This is a genomic window from Acetobacterium wieringae, assembly GCF_023700225.1.
Lineage (GTDB): Bacteria > Bacillota > Clostridia > Eubacteriales > Eubacteriaceae > Acetobacterium > Acetobacterium wieringae.
The window spans coordinates 3,024,446-3,043,381 of the sequence record NZ_CP097897.1 but is presented as its reverse complement, the minus strand read 5'-3'; the positions used below and the strand labels follow the sequence as shown (position 1 = coordinate 3,043,381).

The following is an 18,936-nucleotide window of genomic DNA, read 5'->3' as shown; positions in this document are numbered from 1 at the left end:
TTTTATGAACGGCCCCGTCGGGCCTTGAGAATACGAATGTCTTCCCCCAGAAAGGGGATGGTTTTAAAATGGCCACAGATCCGGGAGGAAAGTCGTTCGTCATAAAGCTCCTTGATTTTTAGAACCGACAGATTAGAGGAAATGATCATCTTTTTTTCGGCATTGAGGCGACTGTCAATCACCTCGTAGAGCTGTTTTTGACTGTATTCTGAAGAAAACTCAGCTCCTAAATCATCGATAATCAAAAGATCACAGAGCAGCAGCGGTTCATAAATCTCAGTTGAGGTCTTCTTCTCCCGGAACAGCTGATCCTGAATGCTGGCCACCAGGTGGGCAGCAGTGACATAGACAATCCCATAACCTTTTTCGGTGAGTTTATTGACGATGCAATTGGACATAAAGGTTTTGCCGACTCCGGGCGGACCGGTAAAAAGCAGCTGGTCTTCGATGTTTTCAAAATTCTGACAATATTTCAGCATATTCTGTTTAATACTAAGAGCGTTGGAACGATGACTGGCTGATCCCGAACCAATCGGCTGTTGGGAATAATAGTCAGGGTTAAAGCTCTCAAAGGTTTCCCGCTGGGCCCGGGTTTTTAAATCATAGCTGGAAAAACTGAGTTCAGCCAGACACTGATTCAGGCAGGCACAGATTCCCTCGGGGAGAATCCCTGAGTCACGACAAAGGGAGCAGTAATACGAGTGGTCAAGCAGGGCGGCTTTTGCTCCGGCCAGAGTTTTTTTTCTGTCTTCAAGCGCACTCATCTGCTGGCGGATAGGAGCGGTTTTATTGACTTCTTTGGCGATGGTGGCTCGGGTCAGGGCAACCCCCAAGCGGTTGATTTCATTATCCAGTTCAGAAAGCTCGGGAATCTGGTTATAAAGAATGGCTTTTTTCTGTCGCTGTTTAAATTGGTAGGCTTGCTGCTTTTCTTGCAGCAGGGCATAGGCTTCATTATAGGTCTTCATTGTTTATCTCCAGTTCCGGCCATAAATCCTCGGCATAATCAACTTCCATATCCAGGTAAGCCTGTTTTCGGGCATCGCTCATCGGTTCAAGGGACTCTTTATGAGCAAATTTTTGTTTTGGCTTGTCATTTTTGATATCTTCCAGGGTTTTAAAGCCTTGTTCGTGCCAATTCTTCAGAATGCCGTCAATATATTTCATATTGGGTTTGTTGGTGCGGGATAAGGCCTGGACAATGATTTCCATTGAAAAACCATAGTCATTAAACCAGGTATCCATCATCTGCCGCTCAGAAACCATCGGATTTCGCTGGATACCCAGATATTTGAAAATCTGATAATAGGCCGTTCGTTGATGCGCTGAGTTTTTGATATAGGCTTCGGCTTCGATATGATCACGAACCTCAGCCGTATAAAAACTTCTGGCTACGGTTTCCAGATACGAGACGACCTGGGTCGGGGTAAAGGTGCGATCTTTTTTATTGATCATGTTAATGGAATATTCGACAATCAGAATTACCGCTTCCGGAGTAAAATTATAGTCATCCAGCCAGCGCTTAAACAGCAACGTTTCTTTTTTTGTGATCGTCCGGCTTTCGTACATATCCTGGATGGTGGTGTACATCCGTTGAATCCGGTCTTCCATGCTATTGGAAGACTGGATATTTTTAGGTACGGTCGTCTCGGGGATCGCCTCATTTTTATAAAGAATGGTACCGGTGATATTATAAAAACGGACCAGGGCATCCCGGGTGCCGGTGTATTCAATGGCGATGATTTTTTCGGCGGCCCAATAGTCCCAGGCTTTTTTCACATCGGTTTCCAATAGATTCAGATCTTTGGCGATATCTTCGTTGCTGATGGGGGTCAGGCCCTGGTTAAAGCATCGCTTTAAGCCGTAAAGATAGACCTTCACGTAGTCTCCCCGGGCTGTTGGCATATAGTGATTAATAAAAATATTTTCGAGTGGGGTCACACCCAAGTCATCATGGCTGGAAACTAATTCAAAACGATTCATTTGTTACCTCAAGTTATGGATTAATATACTTTCTCACGACTAAAAATCTTTAGTTTTGATAAATAGTGTGTTAAGCTATTATATCACATTGAAAATAATTTGTGAGGAATTCCTGCTTTCATTAAGCTGGGAAAAGAATTCTTAAAGAGTATAAGAAAAACGGCTTTGTTGATAAAAAAACGGCATAAAATCGATACTTTTCTTGATAAAACTGAAACTTATGATATAATAACCAATTGGATATTGCATATACATTTGCACTGAAAGGAATAAATATGGATGCTTTTATTATAGAAGGAGGTAACCCCCTACAAGGCGAGGTTGCGATCTCCGGGGCGAAAAATGCGGTGCTGGGGATTATTCCGGCGGCAGTACTGTGTGCCTGCTCAAGTAAAATAGATAATGTTCCCGATATTAAAGATGTTAACAAAATGATTGTTATTCTGGAAAAACTGGGAGCTGAAATATATAGAGAAAAAGATACCTTAATCATCAATACCGAAAAACCGATCTCTTATGATGTGTCAGACTATGAAGAGGAAACCGGCCAGATGCGGGCCTCTTATTATCTGCTGGGAGCGCTGCTGGGAAGATACCGCAAAGCGATTGTGCCCCTGCCCGGCGGTTGCAACATCGGGGATCGCCCGATTGACCAGCATATCAAAGGCTTTCAGGCCTTGGGTGCAACCGTGGTGATTGAACATGGCCAGGTAAAAATGGAAGCTCCGGAACTGAGAGGAGCCCATATTTTTCTTGATGTTGTCAGCGTTGGCGCCACCATCAATATTATGTTGGCAGCCGTTCGGGCTGATGGCAAAACAATTATCGAAAATGCCGCTAAAGAACCCCACATCGTTGATGTGGCTAACTTTTTGAATTTGATGGGAGCAAACATCAAGGGTGCGGGAACAGACGTTATTAAGATTGTCGGCGTTGAAGAAATGCACGGCTGCGAGTATTCGGTGATCCCGGATCAGATTACCACGGGTACCTATATGATGGCCGCAGCAGCCACCGAAGGGGATATCTTAATTAAAAATGTCATTCCCAAGCATATGGAGGCGATCACGGCTAAGCTCAGCGAAATGGGGGTCATCGTTCTGGAAGAGGACGACGGAATTCGGGTTATTGGAAAACATCCATTAAAGGCAGTCAACGTCAAGACCATGCCTTATCCGGGTTTTCCCACCGATCTACAACAACCGATGGCGGTTTTAATGACGATTGCCCAGGGCACCAGCACCATCACCGAGAGTATTTTTGAAAGCCGATTTAAATACGTGGACGAATTACGACGGATGGGGGCCAATATTTCCATTAATAGTCGAACCGCCAGTATTACCGGGGTAAAGTCCTTATCTGCCACCAAAATCCGAACCACGGATCTGCGGGCCGGGGCGGCCATGGTGATTGCTGGTTTAATTGCTGATGGCGAAACAAAGATCACTGAAATTGTCCATATTGACCGGGGTTACGAAAATCTTCAGGAAAATCTGCGAAATCTTGGGGCGGTTATTCGTCGGGTTTCCGAGAAAGATCCAGCTTGCCTTTAGAGGTTTTTAGGGGCACGATACGATGACTATCTTAAATCCCGTAAAGTTAGGTTAAGTCAGGTTTAAGCATCATTCGCTAGGATAATCCTAACAATTCAGCTGGTCCTTGGCGCATTTAAATGGAATAATTTTACAAGATATTAAAATGAACAAGGGAGCAAGGATTGAAATTTTGCAGTTTATATAGTGGAAGTTCAGGAAATAGTTTATTTGTCTCAAACAACAGCACCAAAATACTCATTGATGCTGGCTTCAGCGGAAAACGAATCCAGTCTGCCATGGACGCCATTGAAGAAGATCCCCGGGAAATCGGTGGCATCATGGTGACCCATGAACATAGTGATCATATTCATGGGGTTGGGGTCTTGTCCCGGCGTTTTGACCTGCCGATTTATGCCAATGAAAAAACTTGGGCAGCAATGAAAAAGGACTTGGGAAAAATTGCCGAGCATAATGTAAAGATCTTTGATTTTGAAGAGCCTTTTATTATTCAGGATCTTCAAATTGAAGCCTTTAAAACATCTCATGATGCAGCGGATTCAGCCGGTTTTGTCATATCTGACGGCAAAAGCCGGTTGGGAATCGCCACCGACTCAGGGATTATTACGCCAGAAATGCGCAGTGCATTGTGCGGCTGTGATCTGGTCGTGCTGGAGTCCAATCATGATGTTTCAATGCTGGAAGCCGGATCGTATCCTTTCTACCTCAAACAGCGGATAAAAAGTGATTTTGGTCATCTATCCAATGAAACAGCCGGAGATCTGGCCTTGGCATTGGTACAGGAAGGGACCCGGAAACTGGTGCTGGCCCACCTTAGTCAGGAAAATAACTATCCATTGTTGGCCTATGAAACCACTGCCCGGATTCTTACTGGTTCCGGTGTGGTATTGGATGGAGATGTGAAACTTTCGGTGGCAAAGCGAAGCTGTGTGAGTGAGGCAATTAATCTATAAAGAACTTCAACTAAGATTGAGGTGAAACGATGAACGACGATCTGAAAAAAGAAAAAAAACCGAACTCCCTGATCATCGGCATGATCGGAGCCATTATTGGTGGCGTAATTGTTGGGGTACTGCTTCTAGGTGTCAACTTTTTTTTCGACAGTAATAGTGTAATCCAAGGTGCCAAGAACGAAATTATTGTCAATCAGGGTTCGGCGGACACGGTAGTTGAAGCCATTGCCCAAACCGTGCCACCATCAGTGGTGGGGATTGAAACAACCGGAGTGTCTATGACTGTTTATGGACCTCAGGAGGCGAGTGGCGTGGGTTCGGGATTCATCCTAACCAGTGATGGCTATATTGCGACCAACCAGCATGTGGCATCGGATGATGTATCGGCATTAAAGGTTTCGCTGGCCGATGGGAATACCTATGATGCCAAACTGGTCTGGTCGGATGCGACCCTGGATATGGCCATTATCAAAATCGATGCCAAGGATTTACCGGTATTGGAATTGGGAGATTCGGATAATGTGGTTGTTGGAGAACTGGCAGTAGCGGTTGGAAATCCGATGGGACTTAATTTTGAGCGAACCGTTACGGCAGGAATCATATCCGCTCTTAATCGGAGCATCCCATTGGAAAACGGGCTGGCAGAAGATCTGATTCAAACCGATGCGTCAATCAATTCAGGAAATAGTGGGGGCCCGTTAGTTAACAAAAACGGTGAGGTAATCGGGATTAATACCTATAAACTAACCACTGGGGAAGGTATGGGCTTTGCCATTCCAATCAATATTTTAAAACCGATTCTCAATGAAATTGTCGCAACCGGTAAATTTGATTCCACCGTGATGGGTATTACCGCTTATGATCGGGCGATTGCTGATTATTATCTGACTGACAGTGATGTCAATTTTAACGAAGGGATTTATATTGCTTCGGTACAACAAGGCGGTGGGGCCGCCAATGCAGGTTTGGCTGCCGGGGACATCATTAAAGAGATCAATGGTGTCAAAACCAATACCATGCTGAAAATGAAAGAAATTCTCTATGCAGTTAATGCTGGTGATAAGGTCAGTGTGACCTTTGAACGGAATGGGCAAAGTCAGACAAAAGATGTGGTTGTGACGGCGGGGCAATAAAGAGAAAACCGTTTGCATTGAAAATTTATGAAAATCACATTGACAGTCGATTTTTATGGTGTTATAATCAAAAATATCTTAAGGTAAGCTTAATAGAAGTCAAAGAAGACCGGACTATTAAGATGATACCTGGGATTTAAGACGCTTATCAAAGGTGATAACAGAAGTTTCTGTTATCACCTTTTTTTCAAACTAAAATAGGCAAATTAATTTATCAAAGGCGATAACAGTCATGAATGTTATCGCCTTTTTTTGAAGGATTTGTCTTTGACTATTGTTTGAATGAGAATAAGACAATGAATTGCCAGTGAACTAAGAACATTAGGCGAATTCCCCAAAAGACTGAAATTATAAATTGCATAAGAAGATGACTAAATGGTTTAAGATTATCATATTTAAATGATTGAATCAAAATAATTAAGAAAAGAGGAAGTTAAGATGATTAATTCTGGTGATGTCGCATTTGTTCTGATCGGTTCAATGCTGGTATTCTTTATGACCCCCGGCCTGGGATTATTTTATGGAGGGATGGTTCGGCGAAAGAACGTCATTAATACATTAATGTCGGTATTGTTTTGTTGTGGACTGGCGACCGTTATGTGGTTTGCCATCGGTTATTCAATCTCATTTGGAGAAGATGTTGGCGGTCTGGGTGTTGTCGGAAATTTGAGCAATGCTTTTTTTAGTGGGGTCAGTGCCACAGAAGCCGGACCTTATGCGGCCAATATACCGGGTGCCCTGTTTGCGATTTTCCAGCTGATGTTTTGTATTATTACACCAGCTATTCTGGTGGGAGCCTTAGAAGGCCGAATGAAATTTTCTGCAATGTTTATTTTTATTGCCTTCTGGTTATTGCTAGTCTATTACCCATTGGCTCATATGGTTTGGGGCTTAGGCGGCTTTATCGCCGGATTGGGAGCGGTCGATTTTGCTGGCGGAAATGTTATTCATATTAGTTCCGGAGTTTCTGGTTTGATTGCCTGTATCATCCTTGGTAAAAGAAAAGGTTATGGTATTTTAGCGTATCATCCGCATAACATTCCAATGGTTTTCACCGGGGGCGCGATTCTTTGGGTTGGTTGGTTCGCCTTCAATGGGGCATCAGCGCTGGCCGCTAATGGATTGGCGGTTCAGGCGATGGGTAATACAATGATCGCATCGGCTGCTGCAATGTTAAGCTGGATGCTGATGGAATCAATTCTTTATAAAAAAGTGACGGTTCTGGGGGCGGTGACTGGTGCTGTTATCGGTTTGGTGGCCATTACTCCGGGTTCAGGATTTGTACCATTTAGTGCGGCACTGGTGATTGGCGCTCTGGTTAGCCCCATCTGCTTATTTTTTATGACCAAGGTCAAACAGAAGTTTGGCTATGATGATTCACTGGATGCCTTTGGTTGCCACGGAATTGGCGGAATCTGGGGTGGTATAGCGACTGGTCTGTTTGCTCAGTCAGCCATAAACCCGATTGCGCAGTGGGACGGTTTGTTTTTCGGGGCAACCGAATTATTTGTGGCACAATTGATGGCCGTAGGAATTTCTGTTATCTATTCAGCTGCGATGACCACAGTCATAATGCTGGTGCTTAAAAAAGTCATGACTATCCGTGTTTCGCCGGAGGCAGAGGCATTGGGTCTGGATATCAGCGAACACAGCGAACAAGGTTACCCGGCTTTCTCGGGAATTGATCAATAGAACGATATTGAAATGTGGTTGAGGAGTCATGCCATCATGGCTTCGCAATCAGTAAAGAAAGGAAAAAACTTATGAAACTGATTGAAGCAATTATCCGTCCGGAAAAGTTGGAACCTTTAAAGGACGCATTTTTAGAAGCAAAGGTCAATGGTATGAACGTCCGTCAGATACTCGGATGCGGGAACCAATTTGGATGGGTAGCCCATAATCGGGGAACCTCGGTCATGATGAATATGCTACCTAAAATCGAAATAAAGATTGTGGTTGCCGATGATAAGGTTGAGGAAACTGTCCAACTGATTATGGATACCGTCCGAACTGGTGAAATTGGTGATGGTAAAATTTTTATCAAACCGGTGGAGGAGTGTATTCGGATTCGAACCGGAGAGCGGGGCGATATTGCACTTTAAAAGTTAGTGATTGAGGACTGAGACGATTATATTTAAATATAATCGTCTTTTTTTTGTGGCGTATTTTAAATAACTGTCAGCTTTGTGATTCTTGAAATTCTAGGATTGACTCCCGGGTTGAGTAATGCTATAATTCGACTTGCTGAGTCGGAAATGGGTCAGCTAAAATTAAATAGTAGCATCAACCTTAAATAATAGCGAAAAGGTTCAGTCGATTGTCAATGAAGAGGATCGACCCAGCGATGAACCGGATCTGAATTGCGATGATCAAAGGCGATAACAGTTTTTTTGTTGTCGTCTTTTTTTGCGTTGAGCGTCTGAATTACTGATTTATCAGATAATTCAATCAACTTATCAAAGGCGATAAGCATAGCGGCCGGCCATACGTGCAGGTTTTAAAGTGGGTTGATCAGATAATCACTGAACCCGATTTAGTGATTGGCATAAATAACGAAAAAAGAGAATTATGGAGGAAATTATGATTAATTCAGGAGATGTAACATTTATTCTGATTTGTACCATGCTGGTTTTTTTTATGACCCCAGGACTGGCACTATTCTATGCCGGGATGGTGCGACGGAAAAATGTGCTTAATACGATCATGTCAGTGGTGTTTTGCTGCGGACTGGCAACGGTGATGTGGTATATGGTGGGATATTCCCTGGCTTTTGGTCCGGATTTTGGCGGGTTTGGTGTGATTGGTGATTTAAGCAATGTGTTTTTCAGGGGCATTAGTGCATCGGCGCCAGGCCCCTATGCGGGTAGTATCCCGGGTCAGCTATTTGCTATTTTTCAACTGGTATTCTGTATGGTTACGCCAGCGATTGTGGTCGGTTCGCTGTCGGGAAGAATGCGGTTTTCGGCATTGTTTATTTTTGTAACGTTTTGGATGCTGCTGGTTTATTATCCAATGGCTCATATGGTTTGGGGTCAGGGTGGTTTGATTGCCGGTTTCGGTGCGGTTGATTTTGCCGGCGGTTTTGTCATCGAAATAAGTTCGGGGATTTCTGGCCTGGTGGCTTGTATTATTTTGGGATCCCGAAAAGGATATGGCATTAAGTCCTATCATCCCCATAATATTCCGCTGTTTGTCATCGGTGGGGCGATTTTATGGGTTGGCTGGTTTGCCTTTAATGGCGGTTCTGCCCTGGCTGCCAACGGTTTAGCGGTTCACGCAGTGGTGACCACCCTGCTGGCATCGGCAGCAGCGATGCTAACCTGGATGCTGGTTGAAATGGTCGCTTATAAAAAAGTGACGGTCATGGGTGCCATTACCGGTTCGATCGTCGGCTTGGTTTCCATTACGCCCGGAGCTGGTTTTGTACCGACCGAAGCGGCTTTGTTTATCGGCGCTGTGGTGAGTCCAATCTGCTTTTTCTTTTTAACAAAGGTGAAGGTTAAATTCGGCTATGATGATACCCTGGATGCGTTTGGTTGTCATGGTATCAGTGGGATCTGGGGGGTTATTGCCACCGGGCTGTTTGCTCAGACAGCCATCAATCCGGTAGCACAATGGAATGGGTTGTTCTTTGGTGACACCCAGTTATTTGTGGTTCAGCTTATTGCGCTGCTGATTGCGGTGCTTTATTCGGGAACAATGACGGCAGTGATTATGCTAATCCTCAAAAAGGTCATGGCAATCCGGGTCGCTCCCGAAGCCGAAGCCCTGGGTCTGGATATCAGTGAACATAGTGAAGAAGGTTATCCCGCTTTTTCTGGAATTGACCAATAGTGGCTGATCGACTAAAATACCAGAAGACAGTAATTCTAAAACGAAAGGATAAAGAAATGAAACAGATCGAAGCGATTATTCGTCCGGAAAAGCTGGAACCGCTCAAGGATGCTTTTTTGGCAGCAAAGGTCAATGGCATGAATATCCGGCAAGTACTGGGATGTGGTAACCAGTATGGTTGGGTAGCTCATAACCGTGGCACCTCGGTAATGATGAACATGATTCCCAAAATTGAAATAAAAATTGTAGTAGCTGACGACAAGGTTGAAGAAATAATTCAGTTGATTATGAGTGTGGTGCGAACCGGGGAAATTGGCGATGGCAAAATCTTTATTAAGTCAGTCGAGGAATGTATCCGGATTAGAACCGGAGAACGAGGCGATATCGCATTGTAAAAAATGGGGTCTAATCGTTTTAATGAAGCTCTCTATATTTGCATTGGTAAATATGGGGGGCTCTTTTATGTTTGCTCGTTTACAAAAACAAATGAAAGGATTGACATTTTCATCGATAATACTATAATTAAGGAATAGTTGCAAAATTTCAGAAATGAATATAAAAAAAAGTACAGATAGCGAGGTGAGGGAATGAAAAAAGTAGTGGATGATGAACGTCTGATGGTGAAAATCTGTGAGATGTACTATAACCAGGATATCAATCAAAAGTTGATTGCCAAAGAGTTGGGTCTTTCCCGTCCAACGGTGTCCCGGATTCTTCAGAACGCCAAGGAGCGAGGGATTGTCAAAATTATTATCGATCCTATTTTTGGTAACAACTATGTGGATCTGGAAAAAAAGCTGGAGAGTCGCTATGGCTTGAAAGAAGTTTTCATTGTGGATATGAAACAGGACAGCCGGGATCAGAAGGATGAGTTGGCTAAAGCGACTGCCAATTATCTCGAGCGGTTAATTAAAGATGATACGATTATCGGGGTTTCGATGGGTTCTTCCATTGGCCAGATCTATCGTTTTATCTCAAAGGGAACCTCAAAGCGGGTGACCTTCATTCCCCTCATCGGTGGGATCGGACATCTGGGTATGGAGCTGCACTCCAATACCATTGTCGAAGCTTTGGCAAAGGCTTTTGGCGGCGTTTCTTATTTGCTCCACGCCCCGGCCCGAGTGTCTGGAATCAAGATCAAAGAAGAATTAATGAAGGAGCCGGATATTAAGCGGATCATTAAAATGGGCGATGGGCTCGACGTAGCGGTGGTTGGGATCGGCGTGCCCAATCGCGGATCGGCGATTATGTCTACCGGCTATTACGATGAAAAAGACATGGAAACCATGCGCAAAAAAAATGTGGTGGGTGATGTCTGTATGCAATTTTTTGATATCAATGGCAGCACTGAAGCCTTTGAGTCTGATAATTGTGTGATTGGGGTTGACATCAAGAAACTTCGGCGGGTTCCCCATTCCATTGGTGTTGCCAGTGGTTCTGAAAAAGCCCGGGCGATCCAGGGGGCCATCAAAGGCGGTTTCATTAATGTCCTGGTTACTGACGTGGAGTGCGGAAAAAAATTGCTGGAATTCGATGACGTTTTTGAACACGTGGAAAAAATTGGATTCGGGACTCCAGAAATAAAGAGGGCCGACTGAAAATGATATTGTCAAAAGAGGAAGCCTTAAGAGATGTTAAATTATTTGCTCTGGATATGGATGGAACATTTTATCTGGGAAACGGTTTAATTGATGGGGCACTGGATTTTATCGAAGCGCTCAGAAGCCATCAAAAAGATTTTATTTTTATCACCAATAATTCATCCCGGGGATCCAGCTTTTATCAGGAGAAACTAAAAAAAATGGGCTGCTTTGTGGAAGCCGACCAGATTATTACCTCCGGGGATGTGACCATAAACTATTTAAAAACCTATTATCCCGGACAATCGGTCTATCTGATGGGCACGCCGCTATTGGAGGAGCGCTTCCGGGAACATGGCATCAACCTGGTCCAGGAGCAGCCAGATGTGGCAGTCGCCAGCTTTGATACCACCCTGACCTACGAAAAGCTCAAAAAAATCTGCACCTTTATTAACAATGGCGCAGTCTTTTTATCCACCCATCTGGATTTGGTCTGTCCCACCGAAACTGGTTTTATCCCCGATTGCGGTTCGATGTGTGCTTTAATTACCAAATCCACCGGAGTGGAACCAAAATATTTAGGTAAGCCCTTTCCCGAAACCATGGAGATGATTTTAGCCATTACCGGGCATAAAAAAGAGGACGTGGCCTTTGTCGGCGATCGTATCTATACCGATGTGGCCACTGGCGTCAATAACGGCGGTAAGGGTTTTCTGGTGCTGACTGGAGAGACAAAAATGGCGGATGTCGCGAATTCAGCAGTGGTTCCGGATTGTGTTTTTGACTCGCTGAAAGAAATGATCAACTATCTATAAGCCTGTTTATTTTAGTCAAAAAGGGGAAGATAATAAGAAGACGAATCGAACATGTTGATGACGGGAACGAATAAATGAATAAACGGAAAGGAATGAAAGATTCATTAACAGGTAAGAAGTATGCATAGCAAAACAGTTACGATTATTAATCCCAGCGGTTTACACGCCCGGCCAGCGGCGGAGTTTTGTCAGAAGGCCGGAGAATTCAGAGCAGATATCCGCATTAAAAAACTGGGCGACGATTCCAAAGAGGGTGATGCCAAATCGCTCTTGAGTATTATGGCAACGGGGATTGGGCAGGGCGATGTGGTTGAAATTTTTGCCACCGGTGAAGATGAAATGCTGGCCGTGGAAACCCTGGTGGCACTCGTCGGCAGTGGTTTTGGTGAAGTGTAATTATTATAAGACGTAAAAAAAACACCGTGAGGTGTTTTTTTTAGTGGGCGGATATTCGATCAGGTATACGCCCCGGGTTATTTTTGTAAATAATCGATTTTAGATCGGCTTGACGCCACTGCAGTTCGTCCAGGTTGATACCGAAGTCCAGTTGACCCTGGGTGGCGATCAGGAGATGTTCCAAATTGCAGTTGCCGGCCCGCTCACCGATGCCGAAGAGGGTGGTATCGGCATATTTGGCGCCGGAGCGGAGTCCCTGGATGGAGTTGGGCACGGCCATGCCCAGGTCGTTGTGCATGTGTACCTCAATGTCGATGTTGTCGGGAATCCGGCTGATCGTTGCCTTGCAGAGGCTGGGCGACATGATCCCCACGGTATCGGAGAAACGCAGGGTGGTAGCTCCCAGATCCCGGGCGGTTTCAATCAGTAAAACGACGAAATTCCAGTCGGCCCGGGAGGCATCCTCCAAACCGATGGTTAGTTCTCTTTTCTCATCGTGGATAGCCGCGGCGCAGGCACTTAGGGTTTCCAGCACCCGGCCTCGGGTGGTGCGCAGCTTCTCGCGAATCAGCAGATCTGAAGCCGGGACACAAACATGAATAATGTCGGCGCCGCAGCCGATGGACTGGCTGATATCAGAGCGGTTCATCCGGTTCCAACCAATAATCTGCGCTTTCTGACAGGCCAGCTTGATTTTTTCAAAGGCCCGGCATTCCTCTCTGCCCATGGCCGGGGTACCGGCTTCGATCCGGGCAACCCCCAGGGTATCCAGAGCTTTGGCGATGGTGACTTTTTCGCGGACAGAGAAGGCGATCCCGGGGCTTTGCTCGCCGTCTCTTAAGGTCGTATCAACAATATATCTGTTTGTCATTTTGCACCTCTCTGGCAAGGGTTCGCAGTTCCCGATCGGACAGGTTTCGGCCTAACTGAGTGCAGTGGGATTTGATATGTTTTAAAATGCTATGGGCGGCTGACTCAGATAATTGCGAATCGTTTAGTTTATACAACAGGCTTTGGCGGCCGGAGTGTTTGCCCAGGACAATTTCTCGCTGGTTACCAACGCTTTGGGGACTAAAGGGTTCATAGGTATTGGGGTTTTTTAATACCCCATCCACATGAATACCGGATTCGACCTTGAAAATATCGGTTCCGATGATCGCCTTCATTTTGCCAACCGGCTGGCCGGACAGTTTTTCATAAAGGTCACGCAGCTCACTTAAAACCGATAAGTCACCGGTAAACAAATCAGGTTGACTTAGTTTTAGCCCCATCAGCACTTCTTCCAGCGGTGGGAAGTTATGATGGTTGGCAAAACCGCAGCTGATACTCTGCCCGCCAGCCAATAGCCATTCCAGAGCGATGGCAGTGGCACAATGGTGGTGATTGCCGGGGCAGAGATCCAGAGTGTCAATACCGCTGTCCAGCAGGGCCTTAAAAACTTCTGAATAATCACGGGTCATCAGGTCTTCCAGCCCGGTGATCCGGATCTTTTGATGGTGACAGGAATGTAATTTGCCAACGGGAATATTTTTTTCCGCCAGCTCATTTGGCTCCAGTTTCCAGAGGGCTTTCGGTTCTTTCGTCCCTGGGCCAGCCGAAGCGAGCGATTCGGGAAGAATCCGGGTTAGAAAAAAACGTCGCTGCCCCAACCATTGTTTTAAACCGGCAGCAGTGACCGGAAAATTAAGCCGGTCAACCAGCTCCGGGATCAATTCGATTTTGGTGACGCCACAGGTAAAAAGCAGGTCACAGAAATGGTTAAGATCCTGGCTGGTCATCCCGGACGTATTAAAGGTTGTCAAGGTTCGATCAATAATAGTAACCATTTGTGTACCCCGCTTTCGTTTGTTTTAATTTAAAATTGATGCTGCCAATGTTAGGGCAGCATCAATTGGTGTAGTATAAAATAAAAGATTAGCCCAGTACCGACAATTGTTATATCATGTTGTGTGCCTCAAGGCGAACAGTTGCGGAGCTATAACATAATAGGGTGGCATTCTTGCATTCGCAACTGTACGAATTGTGCGCATTCAACAGATTAACAATTGGTCGGTACGGTAGTATGGCACTACCCCAAGAGAGCTAAATAATCAGGTCTTCGACCACCTTGCCGCCTTCGATGTGTTCGTCCATAATCCGTTCCACATCGTCGACGGTCACCTTGCCATACCAGACGCCTTCGGGATAAACAACCACGATGGGGCCCTTGTCGCAGATGCCGAAACAGCCGGTGTTGTTTAACATGACATCACCGGATAATTCCCGCTCGTCGATTTCTTCAAGAAAGGTCTGCAGGATTTTGACTGAATCCTGTTGAAAACAATACCCCTGTTGGGTGCCGTTGATCCGGCAGCTGGTGCAGATAAAAATATGATGTTTAGGACTAACCATTTTTAAATTCCTCCTGATACGTTTATAAATAGTTTTAAATGATAATAATTGTCAACTTTACCGACGGAAAGTCTGTCTAAAAGTTAACCCAGTACCGACAATTATTACATCATGTTGTTTGCATCGGAGCGAACAGGTTGATAAACCTGTCCGATTCCGCAGCAAACAACAGATTAATAATTGGTCGGTACGATAGAGCAATGCTAGAAATTACCGGCCGTGCGCAGTTCGGACTTTAAGATTTCCTGGGCGGCGGTTTTAACAGCATCTTCAATCCGGTCGTAGGTTGTGAAGACCTTGATACCCTTGCTTTCTAACCGTTTGGTGGGTAGATCACCGATACGCATGGTGATGGTACCGTCGCAATCATTTAGGGCTTTTAGAATGGTGCCGATCTTATCTTCCTTTTCGTCACATTCTTCTTCGCCGCTGCAATACTTGCCGATCACCCGTTTTTCTTTAAACTGAACCTCGTCGTCAAGGTAGTCATAGATATACAGTTCAGAGGCCTGGCCGAAATGCTGATCCACCAGCATCCCGCCTTTGGAGGTGATCGCAAAGCGCAATCCCTTTGGGGACACTATGGTCTTTGATTCACTTCTGGCTTCATTTTCCCGGAAATCCAGGGAGATGTCGCTGTCCAGCTTGCCGATGGCATCAGCCCGGCATTGTTTGCAGTGATACATTTGTTTTAGATGAACACCGCACTTATCACGAATCGCATTGATTTCGCGGTTGGTGGCGATTTTTAAACCTTCAAAGGCGGAGCCTTTCACGGGAATCAGGGGCATCACATTGGAGATAAAACAGCCCATGTCTTTGACCGTTTTGACCACTTCTTCGATGTGGGTATCATTGATTCCCATCAGGGTGACCGTATTGATTTTGACAATCCCCCCTTCATCAATCAGGAGCTTGATCCCGGAAAGCTGGTTGGCCAGAAGAATTGAAGCAGCGGCTTCGCCATGGTAGCGGTTTCCCATAAAATCCACATGTTTGTAGATTTTGGCACCGATAGCCGGATCAACCGCATTGACGGTAACGGTAACATGGGATACCCCCAGTTTGGCCAGCTCTTTGGCATAGTAGGGGAGCATTAAGCCGTTGGTGGATACGCAGAAGGTAACATTGGGGTCATGCTCATGGATTAATGTCAGGGCTTTTCGGGTTTGTTCAAAGTTTGCCAGCGCATCTCCGGGGCCGGCTATGCCGACAACGGTGAGGTTGGGCACCTTTTCTTTAACCAGTTTATATTTTTCAAAAGCGGCCTCGGGGGAAAGAATGTCGGTGGTCACGCCGGGACGGCTCTCGTTGGGGCAATCAAATTTGCGGACACAGTAATTACACTGAATATTACATTTAGGGGCAATGGGGAGGTGCATCCGGGCGTTTTTCTGGGAGGCACCACAGCTATAGCAGGGATGGTTGGCGGTTTTTTCCTCAATGGTCTGAGCCTGCGGGGTTAGTGGGTCAGTAGTTTTTTTGTATTCCAGAACTTTCATTTGTGCCTCCGTTTCCGGCTCTAATCCGTATTTGGATTTGGGCCCTTCATTATAATAGGTGTTGTATAGGGTTTCCCGGAATCCCCCTTCCACTGTTTTAAGAATGGTGTTGGTTATCTGATCCAGGAGAACCTGAGAGCCTTCATAGCCCAAGGTCCGAACCCGCTGGCCGCCGATGCGGTCATGGATCGGAAAGGCACAGCGGATCAAGGGAATCCCATGTTTTTCTTCAATCCGGCGGCCATCGGAATTCCCCAGCATCAGGTTGGCACCGAGTCGCAGGGCCTCTTCTTCAATGGTTTCAAAGTCAACATCATTTAAGATCACGTAGTTGTCAACAAAAAGCACATCAGCCAGTTTGGAAAGCTCGGCTTCAATCTTTTCTTTAAGCTGGGGACAAGCAGAACCAGTGGCGGCGATCACGGGCATCACGCCATTTTCACAACAGAGCCGAACCGCCGAAACGACAAAATCGGGTTCGCCGAAGATGGCAATGCGACCCAGGGCATTGTATTTATGGGAGTCGACCATACCATCAAGATAACGCCCTCTTGCTTTAACGATTTTTTCAGGAATGCTCTTTTTCGACAGTTCGGACAAGAGGTCCATTAAGGCATCGGTATCCCGGAGTCCCATTGGCAGGTTCAGCCGTTTGTAGGGCACGCCATAGTTTTCGTAGAGATAAACCCCCGGGGATTCGTCAGGCTTGATGGTGTCGGACAGTTCGATGGTAGCCCGGGCTCCGGCCATTTTCTGGATTTCTGAAATAGGGGTGCCATGCATCGGCAGCCGATAATAAGAACTCTGGTGGACACCGTCGAGATTTTCGGAAAGATCTGGAAGGAGGATATACTCCAGTCCAAACTGATCCAGCACATCTTTTAAATAACGGGTATCTGCCGGGGAAATCATGGTCGTGACGATGTTGATCTTATTATGTTTGGCAGTGTCCATCTCGACATGGGAGACAATCGCCTGGAGCGCCCGGGTGAAGCCTTCAAATTGGGTGCCGCCGTAACCCGCTGATTTGACCGGAATTATTTTTACCGTCTCATCAGGATGAGAAGCGTAGAAATTTTTGATGATAAACTCAATGTCTTCGCCGATGGTTTCGGCCAGACAGGTTGTCGAAACGCCGATGACTTCGGGTTGATAAAGTTTGATCAGATTTTCCAGGCCGATGATCAGATTTTTTTCACCGCCGTAAACGGTCCCTTCTTCAGTCAGGGAAGAGGAGGCGATGTCCACCGGCTCATTGTAATGGGTGGCCATATGGCGGCGGATATAGGTGCTGCAGCCCTGGGATCCATGGAGGATATTCATACATTTTTGAATGCCATAAAAAGCATTGGCGGTTCCCATCGGCATGCACATTTTACAGGGATTAATATTTAGGTTGACTAAATTTTTAGACATTGTTGATACCTCCTATGATTTCCCAGACCGGACTGTTCATCGACAGGTTGATTTCTGAGGCGAAGTTCAGGGTTCCTTCGTAGCCCGCCAGAGGATGCTTCCGTTCATGGTTGTGGTCACAGAAGGCTACCCCCAGTTTATAGGCCAGCGGCCGTTCCTTGACGCCGCCGACTAATATATCGGCTCCCATTTCCTTCATAAAGGCTTCCAGTTCGGCTGGATTGGCATCGTCTAAAATGACGGCATCCTCGTCGACCAGATGCGAGATAACTTCGTAATCATCCTTGCTCCCGGTTTGGGTGCCGACCATCACGGTGTTCATGCCAAATTCGTGAAACTGGCGGATCAGAGAGATTGCTTTAAAGCCGCCACCGACATAGATAGCGGCTTTTTTTCCTTCAAGATTTTTGCGATATTTATTTAAAAGAGGAATGACTCTATTTTTTTCTTCTTCAATAAAGGTTTTAGCGCGCTTGATCACGTCTTTATCACCGACCGCATAGGCAATCCGCATCAGTGAATCGGAGGTGTCGGTGACGCCGAAAAAGCTGACTTTAATAAAAGGAATTGAAAAGGCTTCTTCCATCTGTTTGGCCAGATAGGTCATTGAACCGGCACATTGAACCAGATTGAGTTGGGCTGTAGGGGCTTGTTTTAAATCCTCGACTTTGGCGTCGCCGGTAATATTGGCAACGACTTCCACGCCGATCCGTCTTAAATAATTTTTGATGATCCACATTTCCCCGGCCAGGTTAAAGTCGCCGAGTATGTTGACCCCACATGTTTTTTCGGGTAAAACGTCTGGGGTAACCAGGCTCATGATGGCATTACAGGCCATTTTATAGCCGGTTTTCTTGGTTCCGGAGAATCCTGGGGATTTAACAGCGATGACCCGGATGCCGTACTTTGCTTCGGCGTTGCGACAGACGGCGTCGATATCGTCACCGATGACGCCGACAATACAGGTGGCGTAAATAAAAATGACTTTTGGGGCATGACTGGCCATGATTTCATCAATGGCGGCCACCAATTTCTTTTCGCCGCCGAAAATGACGTCTGTTTCCCGCAGATCAGTGGAATACGAGTTGCGATAGCCTTCTTCGCCGCTGGATAGACTGCCGCGGATATCCCAGGTGTAGCTGGCACATCCAATCGGGCCATGAACAAGATGGAAGGCATCGGTGATGGGGTTTAAAACGACCCGGGCGCCACAGTAAACACAGGCCCGTTGACTGACAGCCCCAGAGACACTGGCGGACTCACACTTGATGCCGTCGCCGCTGCATTCCGAAAAACGGATCGACTGGGCTCTTTCTGGTAAAATTGCCGCATCATTTTTCATTGTACAGCCTCCTTTCAAATAAGGGGAAGAAAATCCCC

17 protein-coding genes are annotated in these 18,936 nt (G+C 45.9%); 10 read left to right on the top strand and 7 right to left on the bottom strand.

Annotation, left to right across the window (positions count from 1 at the left end; translation table 11 throughout):
• Positions 1–2 precede the first annotated feature (2 nt).
• Positions 3–968 carry an ATP-binding protein gene (locus CHL1_RS14930; RefSeq protein WP_228878328.1) on the bottom strand — a complete coding sequence of 322 codons (966 nt, stop codon included), beginning with the start codon at positions 966–968 and terminating at the stop codon, positions 3–5.
• A complete protein-coding gene (locus CHL1_RS14925; protein WP_070370222.1) occupies positions 955–1,983 on the bottom strand; it encodes a DnaD domain protein in 1,029 nt (342 codons plus the stop codon). Before CHL1_RS14925 ends, CHL1_RS14930 begins: the two co-directional genes overlap by 14 nt.
• Before the next feature lie 275 nt (positions 1,984–2,258).
• Here CHL1_RS14925 and CHL1_RS14920 point away from each other — a divergent pair, with 275 nt between their 5' ends.
• The 10 genes from CHL1_RS14920 to CHL1_RS14875 all read left to right on the top strand — a co-directional run bounded on the left by CHL1_RS14920 (position 2,259) and on the right by CHL1_RS14875 (position 12,247).
• Complete coding sequence (locus CHL1_RS14920) at positions 2,259–3,536, top strand: UDP-N-acetylglucosamine 1-carboxyvinyltransferase (protein WP_148638385.1); 1,278 nt, start codon at positions 2,259–2,261, stop codon at positions 3,534–3,536.
• Between the two features lie 164 nt (positions 3,537–3,700).
• Positions 3,701–4,489 carry an MBL fold metallo-hydrolase gene (locus CHL1_RS14915; protein WP_250933697.1) on the top strand — a complete coding sequence of 263 codons (789 nt, stop codon included), beginning with the start codon at positions 3,701–3,703 and terminating at the stop codon, positions 4,487–4,489.
• A gap of 29 nt (positions 4,490–4,518) precedes the next feature.
• Positions 4,519–5,622 (top strand): S1C family serine protease, encoded by a 1,104-nt coding sequence (locus tag CHL1_RS14910; protein ID WP_070370219.1) that lies wholly within the window; start codon positions 4,519–4,521, stop codon positions 5,620–5,622.
• A gap of 438 nt (positions 5,623–6,060) precedes the next feature.
• Complete coding sequence (locus CHL1_RS14905) at positions 6,061–7,314, top strand: ammonium transporter (protein ID WP_250933695.1); 1,254 nt, start codon at positions 6,061–6,063, stop codon at positions 7,312–7,314.
• Between the two features lie 71 nt (positions 7,315–7,385).
• Complete coding sequence (locus tag CHL1_RS14900) at positions 7,386–7,724, top strand: P-II family nitrogen regulator (protein ID WP_070370217.1); 339 nt, start codon at positions 7,386–7,388, stop codon at positions 7,722–7,724.
• Between the two features lie 475 nt (positions 7,725–8,199).
• Positions 8,200–9,456 (top strand): ammonium transporter, encoded by a 1,257-nt coding sequence (locus CHL1_RS14895; protein ID WP_420840499.1) that lies wholly within the window; start codon positions 8,200–8,202, stop codon positions 9,454–9,456.
• Between the two features lie 56 nt (positions 9,457–9,512).
• Positions 9,513–9,851: a P-II family nitrogen regulator gene (locus CHL1_RS14890; RefSeq protein ID WP_070370216.1), complete on the top strand. Its 339-nt coding sequence runs from the start codon at positions 9,513–9,515 to the stop codon at positions 9,849–9,851.
• 192 nt (positions 9,852–10,043) lie between these two features.
• Entirely contained in the window at positions 10,044–11,054 is a 1,011-nt protein-coding gene (locus tag CHL1_RS14885; RefSeq protein WP_070370215.1) for a sugar-binding transcriptional regulator, read from the top strand.
• 2 nt (positions 11,055–11,056) lie between these two features.
• Entirely contained in the window at positions 11,057–11,851 is a 795-nt protein-coding gene (locus CHL1_RS14880) for an HAD-IIA family hydrolase (protein WP_250933691.1), read from the top strand.
• A gap of 120 nt (positions 11,852–11,971) precedes the next feature.
• Positions 11,972–12,247 (top strand): HPr family phosphocarrier protein, encoded by a 276-nt coding sequence (locus CHL1_RS14875; RefSeq protein WP_228878349.1) that lies wholly within the window; start codon positions 11,972–11,974, stop codon positions 12,245–12,247.
• A 40-nt stretch (positions 12,248–12,287) separates the two neighbouring features.
• On the opposite strand, the gene CHL1_RS14870 is transcribed toward CHL1_RS14875, so the two are convergent.
• From CHL1_RS14870 to nifE, 5 genes are all read right to left on the bottom strand, one after another.
• Positions 12,288–13,118: a beta/alpha barrel domain-containing protein gene (locus CHL1_RS14870; protein ID WP_250933690.1), complete on the bottom strand. Its 831-nt coding sequence runs from the start codon at positions 13,116–13,118 to the stop codon at positions 12,288–12,290.
• On the bottom strand, positions 13,096–14,073 hold the full coding sequence (locus CHL1_RS14865) for a homocitrate synthase/isopropylmalate synthase family protein (protein ID WP_250933688.1): 978 nt from the start codon (positions 14,071–14,073) through the stop codon (positions 13,096–13,098). Before CHL1_RS14865 ends, CHL1_RS14870 begins: the two co-directional genes overlap by 23 nt.
• A 256-nt stretch (positions 14,074–14,329) precedes the next feature.
• Positions 14,330–14,638, bottom strand: coding sequence for a 2Fe-2S ferredoxin (locus CHL1_RS14860; protein WP_070370211.1), 309 nt, complete (start codon positions 14,636–14,638; stop codon positions 14,330–14,332).
• 203 nt (positions 14,639–14,841) lie between these two features.
• Positions 14,842–17,556, bottom strand: coding sequence for a nitrogenase cofactor biosynthesis protein NifB (gene nifB, locus CHL1_RS14855; RefSeq protein WP_250933686.1), 2,715 nt, complete (start codon positions 17,554–17,556; stop codon positions 14,842–14,844).
• Positions 17,549–18,898: a nitrogenase iron-molybdenum cofactor biosynthesis protein NifE gene (gene nifE / locus CHL1_RS14850; protein ID WP_148638402.1), complete on the bottom strand. Its 1,350-nt coding sequence runs from the start codon at positions 18,896–18,898 to the stop codon at positions 17,549–17,551. Before nifE ends, nifB begins: the two co-directional genes overlap by 8 nt.
• Positions 18,899–18,936 lie beyond the last annotated feature (38 nt).